We start from the raw sequence: 16699 nt of genomic DNA, 5'->3' as shown, positions 1-16699 counted from the left end.
GGTCAGTACAGTGCGATGCCGTGCAGGCCGGACGACCAGGCCCGCACCAGGCCCGGGAAGTCGACGATCAGCGCCACCCGGCCCTCGCCGGTCACCGTCGCGCCGGCCAGCCCGGCGAGGCCGCGCAGACCGAGGCCCAGCGGCTTGATCACCACTTCCTCGCGCGCCTTCACCGAATGGACGATGAAGCCGTAGCGCTCGCCGTGCGCCTGCGCCACCACCACGTGGCGCGGCGCATCGCCGTGCTCGCCGGGCGGCGGCTGGCCGGCACCGCTCCAGGCCTGCAGATCGACCAGCCGCAGCGTCGAGTTGCGGTACAGCAGCGCCTGCCAGTGGTCGAGCCGGCGCAGCCGGGTTTCGTCGAGCGCGAAGACGTCGAAGACATCGGCCAGCGGCAGCGCCAGCAGGCGGTTGCCGACCGACACCATAAGCGCCGGCAGGATTGCCAGGGTCAGCGGCACGCGCAGCTTCACGCAGGAGCCCTGGCCCACCTTCGATTCGATCACCACGCTGCCGTTCAAGCCGGTGATCTTGGATTTCACGACATCCATGCCGACGCCACGTCCGGACAGGTCGGACACCTGTTCCTTGGTCGAGAAGCCGGCCATGAACACCAGCTGCAGGCATTCGTCGCTGGTCAGCTTGGCGGCCTGCGACGGGTCCATCAGCCCCTTCTCGACGACCTTGCGGCGCAGCTTCTCGGGGTCGATGCCGGCACCGTCGTCGCGCACCGAAATCAGGATGTGGTCGCCCTGCTGCTCGGCCGACAGCAGCAGCTTGCCGGTCGCCGGCTTGCCGGCGGCGGCACGCACCTGCGGCAGCTCGATGCCGTGGTCGACCGAGTTGCGGACCATGTGCACCAGCGGATCGGCCAGCGCCTCGACCAGGTTCTTGTCGAGATCGGTGTCCTCGCCGATCAGTTCGACATCGACCTGCTTGCCGAGGCCACGGGCGACATCGCGGGCCAGCTTCGGGAACTTGGAAAACACCTTCCTGATCGGCTGCATGCGGATCTTCATCACCGCTGCCTGCAGGCTGCGGGTGATGTGATCCAGCTCGCCGACGCTCTTGGCGTACGCCTCGGGCGTGGCATTGCGGGCCCGCAAAGTCTTCAGGCGGTTGCGCACCAGCACCAGCTCGCCGACCAGATTCATCATCTGGTCGAGGCGCACGGTATCGACCCGCACCGTGGTTTCCGCTGCCGGCGCAGCGGCGGCGGGCCCGGCCGGCAGCGCCGGCTCGCGCAGCGGCGTCGCGGGCGCGGCCGCTGGCGGCGCGGGTGCCGTCATGCCCGGCGCGGCACCGCCATGCAGCTGGTCGAGCAGCTTCTCGAACTCGTCCTCCAGACTCATCTCGGCGGCCGGCTGGGCGGGCGTGGCGGGCGTATCGACGCCGGGCGGCTTGCCGCCATGCAGCTGGTCGAGCAAGGCCTCGAATTCGTCCTCGCTGATCAGATCGCTACCGCTTGCCGCAGCTGCTTTCGGCTTGCGGACCCGCTTTGCCTTCGGCTTCGCGGCGGGCGCGGCCTCGGCCGGCACCGGCGCGACGGCAGCAGCAGCAGCCGATGCCGGCGGCGCCGAGGTCTGCGCCTTCAGCGCTGCCAGCAGCGCGGCCGGCGCCGGCGACGGATCATGGCCGGCGGCCACCTCGGCCATCATCGACACCAGCTGGTCGAGCGACTGCATGGTCGCGTCCATCAGCTCCGGCGTCATCGGCCGGCCACCGGCGCGCACCACGCCGAACACTTCCTCGGCGATATGGCACAGCTCGACCATGTGGGTCAGCGCCAGGAAGCCGGCGCCGCCCTTGACCGTGTGAAAGGCGCGGAACACGGCGTTCAGCAGCTCGCGGTCCTGCGGATTGCGTTCCAGCTCGACCAGCTGCTCGCCCAGCCGGTCCAGCAGTTCGCCGGCCTCGGTCAGGAAGTCTGCCCGGATATCGTCATCGATCCCGTTGTTACTGGCGCTCATGGCGTGCTCGGAGGGAAGTTCGGGTAGCGGCGTGGCTCAGAAGCCCAGTTCGGCGAGCAGGCTGTCGGCGTCCTGCTGGCTCTGGCCGCCGCTGCCGAGTCCCGGCACCGTGGGCCCGGCCAGTTCGCCGGCGGTCACCGCGCTGGCCGTCGACGGGCCGCGCACGCCTTCGTTGGTCGCCATCAGCAGCTTGATCAGCGCGCCTTCGATGTTGTGCACCAGCGCGATCACCCGGCGGATCACCTGGCCGGACAGGTCCTGGTATTCCTGGGCCTGGGCGATGGTCGAGAAGTTGCTGCGCAGCTGGCCGCCGATCTCGCGCATCGTCTGTTCGACGCGCTCGATGTCGTTGGCCAGGGTCAGGCCCTTGATCGGCAGCGGCGCGACCGTCGGCAGCCGCTCGCGCAGCGTGTCCAGCGTGCCGATGCAGCCGTTCAGGCGATCGACCAGCGCACGGCTGTCGTCGCAGACATCCAGCGTCTTGTGGGCCGCGTCCTCGCCCATCTTGACCACGTAGTCGAGCCGCACGCAGGCATCGGGAATCTCGCTGCCGGCCAGCTGCTGCAGGCGTTCGTCGAAGTTCAGATCCTTGACCGCCTGGTGCAGCTCGCGGGTCAGCTTGGCCAGGTTGACGAACAGGCCGTCCTCGCGCAGCCGCATCAGCTGGTTCAGCCGCGATTCGAACAGCGCCTGGTCGTCGGCCTCCAGCGCCGACAGGATCTCGCGCAGGCGGTTGACGTACTCGGCGCGATCGGGGATCGACGGCGCGGCTTCGCGCTCGGCCGAGCGCGCGTTGATGTTGACCACCACGGCGGCCATTACGCCGCCGCCTCGAAGCGCTGGAAGATCTTGTCGAGCTTTTCCTTCAGCGTGACGGCGGTGAACGGCTTGATGATGTAGCCGTTCACGCCGGCCTTGGCGGCCTCGATGATCTGGTCGCGCTGCGCTTCGGCGGTGACCATCAGCACCGGCAGGCCCTTCAGCTTGTCGTCGCTGCGGATCGCCCGCAGCAGGTCGATGCCGGTCATGCCCGGCATGTTCCAGTCGGTGACCACGAAGTCGAAGCCGCCGGCCTGCAGCATCGGCCAGGCGGTCTTGCCGTCGTCGGCTTCGGCGGTGTTGGTGAAGCCAAGGTCGCCGAGCAGGTTCTTGACGATGCGGCGCATGGTCGAGAAGTCATCGACGATCAAAATGCGGAGGTTCTTGTCCATCGTTCGGGGCTCGCGGAGTCAGGCGGCGGTTGAAAGGGCGGGTGCAGCAGCGGCGCGCGGCTTGCGCGTGCGGGTTTCGTTGCGCGGGGTCGGGGCCTTGCCATCGCGGGCATCGCGCCATTCGGCCAGGCGGGCGCGCAGGCGCAGCAGCGCCTGGCCGTGCAGCTGGCAGACCCGCGATTCGGTGACGTCCAGCACCTCACCGATCTCGCGCAGGTTCAGCTCGTCGTCGTAGTACAGACTCATCACCAGCTTCTCGCGCTCCGGCAGTTCGCCGATGGCGGCAGTCAGCGCGGTCATGAAGGCGGCGCGCTCGATCTCGTCGTACGGCGTGGCGCCGGGATCGGCGACCTCGAAATCGCGGTCCTCGTCGTCGTCGCGGCCGGCGGCATGCATCGACAGCACCTGGCACTGCGTCGCGTCGCGGACGATCTCGTGGTACTCGCTCAAGGAAGCGCCGATCTTCTCGGCGATCTCGGCATCGCGGGCCTCGCGGCCGGAATCCTGTTCGATGGCGCGGATCGCGGCCGAGACGTCGCGCATCCGCCGGTGCACCGAGCGCGGCGCCCAGTCGCCCCGGCGCAGCTCGTCGACCATCGCGCCGCGAATGCGGATGCCGGCGTAGGTCTCGAAGCTGGCGCCGCGATCGCCGCAGTAGTGGCGCGCGGCCTCGATCAAGCCGATGACGCCGGCCTGCACAAGATCGTCGATGTCCACCGACGCCGGCAGCCGCGCGGCCAGATGCCAGGCGATGCGCTTGACCAGCTCCAGGTGCTCGCGCACCAGCCGCGCCTCGTCGGCAGCGGCCACGGTGCGGGCATAGGCCTTCACGGGCGGCATCGCGGTCATGACAGCACCGCCCCGGCCATCGACGGGCCGTTGAGCAGCGCGGCGGGCAGCGGCGATACCGGCGCATTGACCAGCCGCTCGACGAAGAATTCGAGATTGCCGCGGGCGCCGGCCGGCATGCCCCAGCTGTCGGCCTTGCGGGCCAGCTGGCGGAAGGCTTCCGAGGCCGGGCAGTTCGGATAGGCCTCGACCACCGCGCGCTGGCGGCGCACGGCACGCTTCAGCCATTCGTCGTGCGGAATGCCGCCGACGAAGCTCAAGGTGATGTCGAGGAAGCGCTCGGCGACGCGGCGCAAGCTTTCGTAGACGCTCTGTGCTTCGCCGGCATCGCGGACCATGTTGGCCAGCACCTGTACGCGGCTGATGCCGTGATCGCGGTTCAGCACCTTGATCAGCGCGTAGGCGTCGGTCAGCGAGGTCGGATCGCCGGTGACCACGACGATGATTTCCTGCGAGGCCTGGCTGAAGGTGATCACCGAATCGGCGATGCCGGCGGCGGTGTCGACGATCAGCACGTCGAGCGGCCTGCTCAGTTCCGAGAACGCCTGCACGAGGCCGGCATGCTCGACCGGCGACAGCTCGGCCATGTGCCGCTTGCCGCTGGACGCCGGCACGATCATCACGCCGTTCGGGCCGAACATCAGCGTGTCTTCGAGGCGGCACTTGCCTTCCAGCACATGCGCCAGGTTGTAGCTCGGCTGCAGGCCCAGCATCACGTCGATGTTGGCCAGGCCCAGGTCGCCGTCGAGCAGCATCACCTGCTTGCCGTTGCCGGCCATCGCCACGGCCAGGTTCACCGAGACATTGGTCTTGCCGACGCCGCCCTTGCCGCTGGTCACCGCGATCACGCGGACCGGCGACGGCGGCTTCAGACGGCGCAGGCCGTCGGCCTGGTCGAGCACCGGGTTCTGGGCCTTAGCCATGGACCTGGGCTCCGGTGGTGGTTGCCGCATCGAGACGGGGTGCAAAGCGCAGGGCCATGGTGTCGTCGTCCAGTTCCATCGGGGCGTTGCGGGCCAGTTGCTGGGCGCGGATCACGAGGCCATCGGCGCGGGCAATCTGGAGGTCTTCGGGTACCCGCTGGCCGTCGGTGACATAGGCCAGCGGCAGGCGGTGGCGGATCGCGGCACTCAGCGCGCCGCCGATCCGCGTGGTTTCGTCGAGCTTGGAGATCACGCAGGCGGCCAGCCGGCTGTCGCCGCCGTCGCCGCTGGTCCCGCTGAAGCGGCGGATCACCTCATCCTGATCGTGCGACTGGCTGGTGGCCGACATCGTCAGCCAGAACTTCAGCCGCGGACTGGCCGCCGCCAGCATCTCGATCTGCTGCCGCAGGTTGTGGTCGCGCGGACTCATGCCGACGGTGTCGATCAGCACCAGCCGGCGATCACCGAGGCGGGTCAGCACGTCGCGCAGGCTCTGCTGCGGTGTCGCCGTGTAGACCGGCACGCCGAGCAGGCGGCCGTAGGTGTAGAGCTGTTCGGCAGCGCCGATCCGGTAGTGGTCCATCGCCACCAGCGCGATGTCACGCAGGCCGTGGCGTTCGGCATAGCGGGCGGCAAGCTTGGCGATCGTGGTGGTCTTGCCGACGCCGGTCGGACCGACCAGTGCGATCACACCGCCTTCCAGGATCAGGTCCTCGCGCGCCACCGGAATGCGCCGGGCCAGCAGGCCCAGCGGCAGGAAACGGGCGCGCTCGTCGCTGGTGGCGTCGGGCAGCGCATCGGCGATCTCGCGCGCCAGCGGCGCATCGAGGCCGAGATCGGTCAGCGTCTTCAGCACCGCATAGCGCTGCGGGCGGTTGCGGCGCAGCTCGTTCCAGGCCAGCCCGGCGAGCTGCTCCTCGATCATCCGGCGCATGCCGCCCAGCTCCTGGCTCATGGTCCGCTGCAGTTCCAGGAACTCGCCCGACGGCGCGGCTGCCATCGCATGGGCGCCCGACACCGCGTGGACCAGGCTGGCCGCCTGGTTGCCGGCGGCGGCCGATGGCCGCGACGGGCTGTGCGGAACCGCGTCCGGCTCGCCGAACTCGGCCAGCAGACGATCGACCGGCGGATGAGCCAGCGGATGCGGCGCCACCGGCGGCCTCGGCGGCAGCCGCTCGGCTTCCGCTTCCGGCTGCGGCGCGGCTGCCGTTGCCGGCTCGGCCGGGCGGCGCAGGCTGGCCTGCATCAGCGCCTCGTCATAGTCGACGGCCGCCACCACCTCGATGCCGCCGGGCACGCGGCGATTCGACAGGATCACCGAATCCGGCCCCTGTTCCTCGCGCACCATGCGGATCGCTTCCCGCATGTTCCTGCCGATGAACCGCTTGATCTTCATGTTGCGTCGACTCCGTCGAAAGCGTCGGGGCGTGTGCTCAGGACACCGCACCGATCAGGCGAATCTGCTTGCTGTCCGGCACTTCGTTGTAGGCCAGCACGTGGAGGTCAGGCAGCGACTGGCGGGTGAACTTGGCGAGCCAGGGCCGCAGGTTGGCGGCCACCAGCAGCACCGCCGGCTGCCCGGACTGGGCCTGCCGCCGGACCTGCTCGGTCAGCGACTGATGCATCCGTTCCGCCAGTCCCGGTTCCAGCACGGCACCACCTCCCTGCACGCTGTCCTGCAGGACGCGTTCCAGCTGAGGCGCCAGCGTCAGCACCGGCAGTTCCGGCTCCATACCATTGATTTCCTGAACAATCTGACGAGACAGCGCGACCCGCACCGCCGCCGCCAGCACGACGGGTTCCTGACTGCGCGGAGCCGCTTCCGCCAGCGCCTCGGCGATGCCGCGCAGGTTCTTGAGCCCGACCCGCTCGGCCAGCAGCGTCTGCAGCACGCGCACGAACACGGCCAGGCTCAGGCTCTTCGGCACCAGGTCCTCGACCAGCTTCGGCGCGCTCTTGGCCAACGCGTTGAGCAGCGCCTGCGCCTCGTCGAAGCCGAGCAGTTCGTGGGCGTGGTCCTTGACGATCTGCGACAGGTGGGTGGCGATCACCGTGGCTGGATCGACCACCGTGTAGCCCAGCGTCTGGGCGTGGTCGCGGGCACCGCGCTCGATCCAGACGGCATCCAGGCCGAAGGTCGGGTCCTTGGCATGGATGCCTTCGACGGTGCCGAACACCCGGCCCGGATTGAGCGCCATGTCGCGGTCCGGATAGACCTGCCCGGAACCGATCGGCACGCCGTGCAGGGTGATGCGGTAGCTCGACGGCTGCAGTTCGAGGTTGTCGCGGATGTGCACCGGCTGGATCAGAAAGCCCAGCTCCTGGGTCAGCTTCTTGCGCACGCCCTTGATCCGCGCCATCAGCTCGCCGCCCTGCTTGGCGTCGACCAGCGGCACCAGCCGATAACCCACTTCCAGACCCAGCGGATCGTCCTGGGTGACGTCATCCCAGCCCAGCTCGGCCGGCGCGCTGGCCACGGCCGGCGGCGGATTGGCGGCACTCGCCGCCTTCTTCTTCACCCGCTGCGCGGCCACCCAGGCCACACCGCCGCAGATGCAGGCGAGGCTCAGGAACACCAGGTTCGGCATGCCCGGAATGACGCCGATCAAACCCAGCACGCCGGCGGTGACGCCGAGCACCTTGGGTTCGGCGAACACCTGGGTCATCACCTGGGTGCCCATCTGCCCGGACTTCGACATGCGGGTGACCAGGATCGCCACCGAGGTCGACATCAGCAGGCTCGGGATCTGGGCGACCAGACCGTCGCCGATGGTCAGCAGCGTGTAGTTCTTCAGCGCCGCCGCGAACGGCAGGCCGTGACTCAGCATGCCGATGAACAGGCCGCCGACGATGTTGATGAACAGGATCAGGATGCCGGCGATGGCGTCGCCGCGAATGAACTTCGAGGCGCCGTCCATCGAGCCGTAGAAGTCCGCTTCCTCGCGCACTTCCTCGCGGCGGTGCTTGGCTTCCTCGCGCGTCAACAATCCGGCATTGAGATCAGCGTCGATCGCCATCTGCTTGCCGGGCAGCGCATCGAGCACGAAGCGCGCGGACACTTCCGAGACGCGCTCGGCACCCTTGGTGACGACCATGAAATTGATCAGGGTCAGGATCACGAAGACGATGAAGCCGATCGCGTAGTTGCCGCCGATCACGAAGTTGCCGAAGGCTTCGATCACGTGGCCGGCGGCCGCGCCGCCCTGGTGGCCGTGCAGCAGCACCACGCGGGTGGAGGCCACGTTCAGCGCCAGCCGCAGCAGGGTGACCAGCAGCAGCACGGTCGGGAAAGCGCTGAATTCCAGCGGCCGCATCACGTAGACCACGGCCATCAGAATGACGATGGCCAGCGCGATGTTGAAGGTGAACAGCAGGTCCAGCACCACCGGCGCCAGCGGCACCACGATCATCGCCAGGATGATCATCAGCATCAGCGGCGCGCCCATGCCAGCGGCCATGCCACGGCTGCCCGCGAAGCCGCGCAGCTGGCTCAGGAACTGGGAAATCGACTTCGGCATCGGCCCTCCGGATCGGCGGGAAGGACCGTGGTCCGCCCCTGTCACCGGGCGGGTTGCAAGACCTGTTCTCGCCGCGCCGGGGCAGGCCGCGCGTCAAATCTGCGTCGCGCCGTAGCGGCGGACGCCGTGGTCAGCGCTCAGGCGTAGCGGTCGATCAGGCCGCGCCCGAGGCGCTGGGCAAGGCCCGTCACTGCCGGCTGCGATCCCACCGATGACCGCGCGGCGGCCGCGTCGTCGCCACCGTTGCCGAAGCCGGCCCAAGGCGTCGACCGGCCGCGCTCGCCCTGCGGCTGCCCGGCGCCGGGATCGGCCGTCTGGCTGCCGACCGAGGCCTGGGCCAGCTGCAGGCCTTCGCCGGCCAGCCGGTCGCGCAGCTGCGGCAAGCTGGCTTCCAGCGCCGCCCGGGCGCCGGGATGATCGGCCCCGAACCACACCGACGCGCCCTGCCCTTCGATGCGGATGCGGATGTCGACGCTGCCCAGTTCGCGCGGATGCAGCTGCAGCCGGGCTTCCTGCACGCCGGAATCGCGCAGCCAGCGCAGCCGCTCGCCCAGCCGCAGCGCCGCATCGTGCCCCTGCAGCGACAGCGGCTCGCCGAAGGCATCGACGGCGTCGGCGAGACCACCGCCCAGCGCGCTGTTCGGGGCGCCTGCCGCCGCCGGATCGGCCGTCGCTGGCGCACTGGCCAGCGCCGGTGATGCCGCGCGGTCGACCGCCACCGCCGCCGGCAGGCTGGTGGCGGCGCTGCCGGCATCGACCCGGGCCAGCGCGGCGTCCAGCGCCGCGCTCTGCTGGGCGTCGAGGCTCAGGTCTGCCGTCGCCCCGGTCGCCACCGTCGACGGCAGGGCGAACGCGCCGTCGCCGATCGGCGTATCGGCGGCCGCTGCCGCACCGGCTTCGGCGACCGTCGGCAGCGGCGGCGTCTGGGTCGGCGGCGTGGTGCCCGGCGCGCCTTTCAGCGCCCGCAGCTCGTCGAGGCTCATGCCCGCGCCCGAACCGAGCGCTGAGCCAGGACCCGAAGCGGCCGCGGCACCGGCCAGCAGGCCGCCGTCCTCAAGCGCGCCTTCGGCCGCAAGCGGATCGCCGCTGGTCGCGGGCGGCGGCGGCTCGCGCAGCGCCAGCAGCCAAGCCGGCAGCGCCGACGCGCCGTCGGCCGGGTCGCTGGCGTCGCGGCTCTCAGGGTCTTCGGGCGCGTCCTTGGCGGCGGACTTCTCCGGTGACTTGGCGGGTGCGGCGCCGGCCGGCTCGCTGCCGAGCAGGCTCGCGAACGGCGCGCTGTCGGTATCGGCCGCGTCGCCGGCCTTGCAGCGGCGAAGGTCGCGGGCGCTGCCCGGGGCAATAGCGGCAAGGGCGGCGGTCATGGCTGCGGGGCTCCGTGGGCCAGGTGGCGGTTCAGCGCGAATTCGTCGGTTTCCTTCTGGCTGCGGCGATCGGCCAGCCGCCGGTCCTCGGCCGCGCCCTGCTCCTGCAGCAGCAGGCTGATGCGCAGCTCGCGGCGCGTCGCCAGCCAGGCTTCGCGCGCCACCGCCACCCGCTGGCTGGCGGTATCGACCGCCGTCGCCTGCGCGCGCAGCGCGGTATCGAGCTTGACCAGGAACTGCCGCTGGTTGTCGAGCAGCAGCGGGTTCGGCACGCCGACCGGCCGCGCCTGGTAGTCGTCGAGATAGCGGCGCAGTTCGTCCTGCAGCGACGCCGCTTCGGCCTGCCGGGCTTCGGCGGCCCGCAGCGCGGCCAGCGCCTGCTGCTCGTTGCGTTCGGCCACGCGGTGCAGCAGTTCGAGACGGCTCTTGGACAGGCTCATCGGCAGGTTCGGGGTTTACGGGAACAGGGCGGCCAGCGCATCGCGGCTGGCCGGAAACAGTGCCGGCTCGCGCACGTCCTGGCGCAGGAAGGCTTCGAGCTTCGGCCACATCGCCAGCGCCTGATCGACCTTGGGATCGGAACCGGCCTTGTAGGCGCCGATGTTGATCAGGTCGCGGTTGCGCTGGTAGCTCGACACCGTCTGCTTGAAGGCGCGCGCGCGCCGCTGGTGCTCCGGCGCCGTGACCTCGTGGGCGACGCGGGAGATCGACTGCTCGATGTCGATCGCCGGGTAGATGCCGGCATCGGCGATCGCCCGCGACAGCACGAAATGACCGTCCAGGATGCCGCGCGCGGCGTCGGCGATCGGGTCGTTCTGGTCATCGCCTTCGGCGAGCACGGTGTAGAACGCAGTGATCGAGCCGCCACCCGGCAGGCCGTTGCCGGCCCGTTCGACCAGCTTCGGCAGTTGCGCGAACACGCTCGGCGGATAGCCGCGGGTGGCCGGCGGCTCGCCGACCGCCAGGCCGATCTCGCGCAGCGCCTGCGCGTAGCGACTCAAGGAATCCATCAGCAGCAGCACGTTCTTGCCCTGGTCGCGGAAGGCTTCGGCGATCTGCGTGGCCAGCCAGGCGCCGCGCACGCGGGCCAGCGGCGAGCGGTCCGCTGGCGTGGCCACGACCACGGCGCGCTTCAGCGCTTCGGGGCCGAGCGCGTTGTCGATGAAATCGCGCACTTCCCGGCCGCGTTCGCCGACCAGGCCGACGACGATCACATCGGCGGCCGTGAAGCGGGTCATCATGCCGAGCAGGGTCGACTTGCCGACACCGGTGCCGGCGAACAGGCCGAGCCGCTGGCCGCGGCCGACAGTCAGCAGCGCGTTGATCGCGCGCACGCCGACATCCAGCGGCTCCTTGATCGGCGCCCGCGCCAGCGGGTTGATCGGCGTGTGGCTGGCCGGCCGACGCTCGCAGAGCAGATGGCCAAGGCCGTCGAGTGGTTCGCCTTCGGAATCGAGGACGCGGCCCAGCAGACCGTCGCCGACCGGCACCCGCGGCATCCGCTGCATCGGAATCACCCGGGCATTGGGCTTGAGGCCGGCCATTTCGCCGGTCGGCATCAGATAGGTGCGATCGCCGCTGAAGCCGACCACTTCGGCTTCCAGCATGCCGCCATCGGCGTTGACCACGCGACAGCGGCTGCCGATCTGCGACTGCAGGCCGACCGCTTCCAGGGTCAGGCCGACGACCCGTTTGAGCACGCCTTCGACGATCACGCTGCGAGTGTTGGCGACGCGGTCGGCGGCGGCGCCGAGCGTGCGCACCAGGCGGGCATCGCGGGCGGCGGCAAGGCTCACCGGCGATCTCCGAGCAGCGCCTGGGCGACGGCCGCTTCGCGGCTGTCGAGCCGGGCGTCGACGCGCGCCGAATCGGTGGCGATCAGGCAGTCGCCGCGCATCAGCTCCTTGTCCGCCACCAGCCGCCAGCCGGCGTAGTCGTCCGGCAGTTCCAGCGTTTCGCGCACCAGTTCGACATCAGCCGGGTGCAGGTGGATGCGGGCGTCGCGGGCTGGCTGCGCCAGCGCGCCGAGCGATTCGCGGATCAGGCCGGCGACCGCCTCCGGCGACTGCAGCAAGGTGGCCTGGGCCAGCCGGCGGCCGACTTCCAGCGCCAACGCCACCAGCGCCCGTTCGACCTCGGCGTCGAGCGCCTTCAGCGGCGCCCCGGCGTGATCGAACAGCGCTCGCAGCGCGGCAGCCTGTTCGCGCACCCGGGCGGCACCGTCGCCGTAACCCTGGGCGTGGCCTTCGGCATGGCCGCGGGCGTAGCCGTCTTCATAGGCGGTGCGTTCGAGTTCGTCGAAGTGTTCGGCGGTGTGCGGCGGCAGCACCGGCTCGACCACCGGCGGCGGCGAGAAATCCGGCAGATCCCAGCGCTGCACGGTGCCGAGGCTTTCGGCAGACCAGTAGGCGGCTTCGGCCATCAGCGCACTCCGGACTCAGGACGCGGGCAGGCTTCAGACAAAGGATTCTCCCTTGCCGCCGAGCATGATCTCGCCGGATTCGCCGAGCCGGCGGGCGGTGGCCAGGATCTCCTTCTGCGCGGCCTCGACATCGGCCAGCCGCACCGGGCCCTTGGCTTCCATGTCCTCGACCATCATGTCGGCGGCGCGCTTGGACATGTTCTTCAGGAACTTGTCGCGGATCTTCGGATCCGCACCCTTCAGCGCCAGGCCCAGCTGGTCGGTCTGGATCTCGCGCAGCAAGGTCTGGATGCCGCGATCGTCGACATCGGCCAGGTTGTCGAAAACGAACATCAGGTCCTGGATGCGCTGGCCGAGGTCTTCGTCGGCGGCGGCGATGCTGGAGGTGATCGCCGACTCGATCGCCGAATCCATCAGGTTGAGAATGCTGGCCGCGACCTTGACGCCACCGACGCTCGACGACTTCAGGTTGGAGCCGCCGGAGAACTGGCGCTCCATGATCTCGTCGAGTTCCTTCAGCGCCGCCGGCTGGATGCCGTCGAGCTTGGCGATGCGCATCAGCACGTCGGTGCGCATCCGCTCCGGCAGCAGCTGGACGACTTCCGCCGCCTGGTCGGGATCGAGATAGGCCAGCACGATGGCGACGATCTGCGGGTGTTCGTTGCGGACCAGATCGGCGACGGCGCGGGTTTCCATCCACTTCAGCGCTTCCAGGCCCTTGGAATTGCGGCCCAGCAGAATGCGGTCGATCAGACCATTGGCCTTGTCCTCGCCGAGCGCGCCGACCAGCACGCGGCGCACGTAGTCGTCGGCGCCGACGCCGAGGCTGGTCTGCGAATCGAGTTCGGTGACGAAGCTTTCCAGCACTTCGGTGGCGCGCTCGCGCGACACGTTGGTCAAGGTGGCCATCGCCTGGCCGACCTTCTGCACGTCCTTGGCGCCCATGTGCTTGAGCACTTCGGCGGCCTCGGCCTCGCCGAGCGACATCAGCAGGATCGCCGCGCGCTCGGGCCCCGGAATGTCCTGCTTGGCAACGGCACTCATCCTTCACTCCCGATCCAGTTCTTGACCAGCTGGGCGACGCGCTTGGGGTCCTGGGCGACGGCGGCGCGGGCCACTTCGAGCTTCTGCTCGTAGACCTTCGGCACCTCCGGTGCAGGACTTGTGCCCAGGCTCAGGCGGTCTTCGGCGACCTCGCCCGGCAGCTCGTTGCCGGCGGCGGCGGCCACCGCGCGCCGCTCGGCCATGGTTTCCAGCACCGCATCGACGGTCTGCGGCGCGGCGGCCGGCGACATCAGGCTCTTCAGCATCGGCCGCACCACCAGCAGCGCGATCAGCAGCACCACCAGCGCGCCAAGTCCCTGACGCGCGTAGTCGCGCATTTCCGGCTGCTGCCAGATCGGCAGCGGCGCGATCTCGGCCAGCGCATCGGCCGGCATGAACGGCGCGTTCTGCACGGTCACGGTGTCGCCGCGCTTCTCGTCGAAGCCGACCGCTTCGCGCACCAGCGCCTGCACCTTGGCCAGCTCATCGGCGTTCAGCGCGGTCGGCACCATCACGCCCTTGTCGTTGGCCTTCGGCAGGTTGTCGACCAGCACCGCGATCGACAGCCGCCGGACGCTGCCCGGCGCGCGCCGGGTATGGCTGACGGTCTTGTCCAGCTCGAAGTTGCGGGTGGCGCTGCGCGATTCGCTGGTTGGTGGCGTCGTGGCACTGGCGCTCGTGCCGCTGCCGGGCACCGGCTGACCGTTGACGGTGTTCAGCGGCACGGCCTGGGCCGGGCTCGGCGGCTGGTTGGAGGTGGCGCCCGGCACGCCCTGCGGCGGGGTGCCGCTGCCGTTGCGGTTGGCTTCCTCGCTGGTCTGTTCGCTGCGGATCGCCTGCGGATTGGGGTTGTAGGCCTCGCGGGCTTCCTCGGTGACGCTGAAGTCGAGATCGGCGGCGACCTGCGCGCTGACCCGGCCGGCGCCCATCATCGGCGCCAGCAGCTGTTCGATGCGGCGCACGTAGTCGGCTTCGACGCGACGCGTGAAGGCGAACTGCTCGGCGGAGGCATCGGCATCGCTGTCGGCACCGTCCTTGGTCAGCAGGTGGCCGTACTGGTCGATCACGGTGACCGCCGACGGCAGCAGGTTCGGCACGCTGGACGCGACCATGTGGACGATCGACGCCACCTGCCCGGCTTCCAGCTGCCGGCCCGGATGCAGTTCCAGCAGCACCGAGGCACTGGCCTGCTCGCGGGTGCGGGCAAAGGCCGAGGGCTTCGGCAGCGCCAGATGCACACGTGCGCCCTTGACCGCCATCAGGCTGCCGATGGTCCGCGACAGCTCGGTTTCCAGCGCCAGCTGATAGCGCGCGGTCTCGATGAACTGGCTGGTGCCGAAACCCTGCTCCTCGCGGATCATCTCCATGCCCAGCGATGAACCTTTCGGCAGGCCCTGCGAGGCCAGCCGCAGGCGCGCTTCATGCAGCTTGTCGGCCGGCACGGTGACGCTGCCAGTAGCAGCGTCCAGGTGGTACTCGATGCCGGCGGCGCGCAGCGCATCGGCGACTTCGGCGGAATCCTTCTCGCCCAGATTCGGATAGAGCGGTGCCAGGTTCGGCTTCTGGGCCCAGAAGAACAGCGTGATGCCGGCGGCGATCGCCAGCGCCACGCCGGCGATCGCGACCAGCTGGCGAACGCCCGGAAGGTCCTGGAGCTTGCGGGACGCCAATCCCGCCTGAACTGCGATTTCAGCCATGGTCGTAGGGGTTCTTCAGATCACAGCGGCATGTTCATGATGTCCTGGTACGCGGACACCATCCGGTTGCGCACCTCGACCATCGCCTTGAACGACACCTGCGACTTCGAGGTCGCCAGCATCACGGTGGCCAGATCGGTGTTCGGGTCGCCCAGCTCGAATTTCTTCTGCAGGTCTCCAGCCGTGTTCTGGGCCTTGGCGACCGAATCGACGGCGTTCTTCAGCAGGCCGCTGAAGCCGTTGGCGGCAGCGCCTTCCGCCGCCGGAGCGCCGGCCGCCGCCGCACTGGCCGGACGGTTGCCGGCCTGGGCCTGCAACGTGCGGATCTGCGACAGCACGCGGTTGACGTCGATGGAGTTCATGGCCGGGTCCGACTGGGTTTGCATGCCGGGGAGCAAGACCTGTTCCACGCGCAAACACGCGGGAATCCGGCTCGAAACCCCCATCCGGGCCCCGTTTCGGCGACGGATTTACGTCGCACCGGAGCGCCGCCCGCCGTGCTTCAGCGGATCGCTGCCGGCCGTCGTGAAAGACGGATTGTCGGTGACGGGGAACGAAGTCGAACGCGCAGACTGCCGCCCATTCCGTTGCAGACCTGGTGCCCGCGATGCCGATGACCCGACTTTCCCCAGCTGCGCTTGCCGATGCCCATCGCCTGCCCGCCGTCGACCCTGCGCTGGCGCGCCTGGCCGCGCTGGAAGCCGAGAACGCACGTCTGCAGCTTGAGCTGTCGGCTGCCGAGTTCCGCATCGCCGAGTCCGATCTGATCCGTCGCGACAGCCTGCTGCTGCGCGCCTTCATGGATCGCAGCGACACCATCGCCTGGCTGAAGGACGATCGCGGCCGGCTGGTTTGGGCCAATCGCAACTGGTTCGAGCGCTTCGGCCTTCACGCGATCGACACGCTGGACAAGACCGACTTCGAGCTGTTCGGTCACGACGATGCGGCCCGCGCACGCGTGCAGGATCTGGACATCCTCGGCGGTCACGAACCGCAGCGCAGCGTCGAGATCGTGCAGGACGCCAGCGGCACGGCCCGCTGCTGGCAGGTCACCCGCTTTCCGTTTCACGACAGCCTCGGCCGTCGCTACATCGGCAGCATCGCCAGTGACGACACCGAGCGCGCGCGCCAGTACGAGGATATCCGCCAGCAGTCGATCAGCGACCCGCTGACCGGCCTGCTGAACCGGCGCGGCTTCGATCTGCAGGCGGCGCCGGAACTGGGCCGCGCCCGCCGGCGCGGCGCGTCCTGCGTGCTGGCCTTCGTTGATCTCGACGGTCTGAAGGGCGTCAATGACCGGCTGGGCCATGCCGCCGGTGACGCCATCATCGTGCTGGCCGCGATGCTGCTGCGGAAGGTGTTTCGCTCCACCGACATCGTGGCGCGCCTGGGTGGCGACGAGTTTGCCGTGTTCGCACCCGACACCGGCGCCGAGGTCGACGCGATCCGCCACCGGCTGACGCGGGCCGTCGAGGAACTGTCGGCCAACCCGATCCTGGAAGCGCAGCTGGGCTTCAGCGTCGGTCTGCGGCCCTGCCCGCCGGACAGCAGCGAGAGCCTTGAACAGCTGATCGCCGAAGCCGACCAGCTGATGTATCGCGACAAGCAGGGCAAGCGCGGCTGAAGCCCGCTCCGGCGGTCGCCAGCCGGCGCGCGCCGAGCCGGTTCGCGGGAGATCGCCGGAGGCTGACGGCTGACATCGGC

15 protein-coding genes are annotated in these 16699 nt (G+C 69.8%); 1 reads left to right on the top strand and 14 read right to left on the bottom strand.

Going from position 1 to position 16699, the window contains the following annotated elements; translation table 11 throughout:
- Nucleotides 1–2: 2 nt before the first annotated feature.
- The 14 genes from ACTIGJ_RS03330 to fliE form a co-directional block, all read right to left on the bottom strand.
- Nucleotides 3–1970, bottom strand: coding sequence for a chemotaxis protein CheA (locus ACTIGJ_RS03330; protein ID WP_439638860.1), 1968 nt, complete (start codon nt 1968–1970; stop codon nt 3–5).
- A 36-nt stretch (nt 1971–2006) separates the two neighbouring features.
- A complete protein-coding gene (locus tag ACTIGJ_RS03325) occupies nt 2007–2789 on the bottom strand; it encodes a protein phosphatase CheZ (RefSeq protein WP_439638859.1) in 783 nt (260 codons plus the stop codon).
- Entirely contained in the window at nt 2789–3181 is a 393-nt protein-coding gene (locus ACTIGJ_RS03320; protein WP_439638858.1) for a chemotaxis response regulator CheY, read from the bottom strand. Before ACTIGJ_RS03320 ends, ACTIGJ_RS03325 begins: the two co-directional genes overlap by 1 nt.
- 18 nt (nt 3182–3199) lie before the next feature.
- Nucleotides 3200–4030, bottom strand: coding sequence for an RNA polymerase sigma factor FliA (locus ACTIGJ_RS03315; protein WP_439638857.1), 831 nt, complete (start codon nt 4028–4030; stop codon nt 3200–3202).
- The gene (locus tag ACTIGJ_RS03310) at nt 4027–4953 is read right to left on the bottom strand and encodes a MinD/ParA family protein (protein ID WP_439638856.1); all 927 of its coding nucleotides are present in this window, start codon (nt 4951–4953) and stop codon (nt 4027–4029) included. Before ACTIGJ_RS03310 ends, ACTIGJ_RS03315 begins: the two co-directional genes overlap by 4 nt.
- Nucleotides 4946–6349 carry a flagellar biosynthesis protein FlhF gene (gene flhF, locus ACTIGJ_RS03305; protein WP_439638855.1) on the bottom strand — a complete coding sequence of 468 codons (1404 nt, stop codon included), beginning with the start codon at nt 6347–6349 and terminating at the stop codon, nt 4946–4948. Before flhF ends, ACTIGJ_RS03310 begins: the two co-directional genes overlap by 8 nt.
- 37 nt (nt 6350–6386) lie before the next feature.
- On the bottom strand, nt 6387–8411 hold the full coding sequence (gene flhA / locus ACTIGJ_RS03300) for a flagellar biosynthesis protein FlhA (RefSeq protein ID WP_439638927.1): 2025 nt from the start codon (nt 8409–8411) through the stop codon (nt 6387–6389).
- A 197-nt stretch (nt 8412–8608) separates the two neighbouring features.
- Entirely contained in the window at nt 8609–9832 is a 1224-nt protein-coding gene (locus ACTIGJ_RS03295) for a flagellar hook-length control protein FliK (protein ID WP_439638854.1), read from the bottom strand.
- The gene (fliJ, locus tag ACTIGJ_RS03290; RefSeq protein WP_439638853.1) at nt 9829–10272 is read right to left on the bottom strand and encodes a flagellar export protein FliJ; all 444 of its coding nucleotides are present in this window, start codon (nt 10270–10272) and stop codon (nt 9829–9831) included. The genes ACTIGJ_RS03295 and fliJ overlap by 4 nt, the downstream gene beginning before the upstream one ends.
- Nucleotides 10273–10287: 15 nt before the next feature.
- Nucleotides 10288–11628, bottom strand: coding sequence for a flagellar protein export ATPase FliI (fliI, locus tag ACTIGJ_RS03285; RefSeq protein WP_439638852.1), 1341 nt, complete (start codon nt 11626–11628; stop codon nt 10288–10290).
- On the bottom strand, nt 11625–12254 hold the full coding sequence (locus ACTIGJ_RS03280) for a FliH/SctL family protein (protein WP_439638851.1): 630 nt from the start codon (nt 12252–12254) through the stop codon (nt 11625–11627). Before ACTIGJ_RS03280 ends, fliI begins: the two co-directional genes overlap by 4 nt.
- Nucleotides 12255–12287: 33 nt before the next feature.
- Nucleotides 12288–13274: a flagellar motor switch protein FliG gene (gene fliG / locus ACTIGJ_RS03275; RefSeq protein WP_439638926.1), complete on the bottom strand. Its 987-nt coding sequence runs from the start codon at nt 13272–13274 to the stop codon at nt 12288–12290.
- 20 nt (nt 13275–13294) lie between these two features.
- On the bottom strand, nt 13295–14995 hold the full coding sequence (gene fliF, locus ACTIGJ_RS03270) for a flagellar basal-body MS-ring/collar protein FliF (RefSeq protein ID WP_439638850.1): 1701 nt from the start codon (nt 14993–14995) through the stop codon (nt 13295–13297).
- 20 nt (nt 14996–15015) lie between these two features.
- Nucleotides 15016–15357 (bottom strand): flagellar hook-basal body complex protein FliE, encoded by a 342-nt coding sequence (gene fliE / locus ACTIGJ_RS03265; RefSeq protein ID WP_439638849.1) that lies wholly within the window; start codon nt 15355–15357, stop codon nt 15016–15018.
- Between the two features lie 251 nt (nt 15358–15608).
- On the opposite strand from fliE, the gene ACTIGJ_RS03260 reads away from it, so the two are divergent.
- Entirely contained in the window at nt 15609–16619 is a 1011-nt protein-coding gene (locus tag ACTIGJ_RS03260) for a diguanylate cyclase domain-containing protein (protein WP_439638848.1), read from the top strand.
- The last annotated feature ends 80 nt before the right edge of the window (nt 16620–16699 follow it).

Origin of the sequence: Nevskia sp. (genome assembly GCF_051860985.1) — a bacterium.
Classification (GTDB): domain Bacteria; phylum Pseudomonadota; class Gammaproteobacteria; order Nevskiales; family Nevskiaceae; genus Nevskia.
This window is presented reverse-complemented; position numbering and strand designations above follow the sequence as displayed.

Bases quoted from the DNA above. Each gene is read 5' to 3' on its own strand.
- ACTIGJ_RS03330 (WP_439638860.1), bottom strand. From the start codon at position 1,970: ATGAGCGCCAGTAACAACGGGATCGATGACGATATCCGGGCAGACTTC.
- ACTIGJ_RS03325 (WP_439638859.1), bottom strand. From the start codon at position 2,789: ATGGCCGCCGTGGTGGTCAACATCAACGCGCGCTCGGCCGAGCGCGAA.
- ACTIGJ_RS03320 (WP_439638858.1), bottom strand. From the start codon at position 3,181: ATGGACAAGAACCTCCGCATTTTGATCGTCGATGACTTCTCGACCATG.
- ACTIGJ_RS03315 (WP_439638857.1), bottom strand. From the start codon at position 4,030: ATGACCGCGATGCCGCCCGTGAAGGCCTATGCCCGCACCGTGGCCGCT.
- ACTIGJ_RS03310 (WP_439638856.1), bottom strand. From the start codon at position 4,953: ATGGCTAAGGCCCAGAACCCGGTGCTCGACCAGGCCGACGGCCTGCGC.
- flhF (WP_439638855.1), bottom strand. From the start codon at position 6,349: ATGAAGATCAAGCGGTTCATCGGCAGGAACATGCGGGAAGCGATCCGC.
- flhA (WP_439638927.1), bottom strand. From the start codon at position 8,411: ATGGCCGCTGGCATGGGCGCGCCGCTGATGCTGATGATCATCCTGGCG.
- ACTIGJ_RS03295 (WP_439638854.1), bottom strand. From the start codon at position 9,832: ATGACCGCCGCCCTTGCCGCTATTGCCCCGGGCAGCGCCCGCGACCTT.
- fliJ (WP_439638853.1), bottom strand. From the start codon at position 10,272: ATGAGCCTGTCCAAGAGCCGTCTCGAACTGCTGCACCGCGTGGCCGAA.
- ACTIGJ_RS03280 (WP_439638851.1), bottom strand. From the start codon at position 12,254: ATGGCCGAAGCCGCCTACTGGTCTGCCGAAAGCCTCGGCACCGTGCAG.
- fliF (WP_439638850.1), bottom strand. From the start codon at position 14,995: ATGGCTGAAATCGCAGTTCAGGCGGGATTGGCGTCCCGCAAGCTCCAG.
- fliE (WP_439638849.1), bottom strand. From the start codon at position 15,357: ATGAACTCCATCGACGTCAACCGCGTGCTGTCGCAGATCCGCACGTTG.
- ACTIGJ_RS03260 (WP_439638848.1), top strand. From the start codon at position 15,609: ATGACCCGACTTTCCCCAGCTGCGCTTGCCGATGCCCATCGCCTGCCC.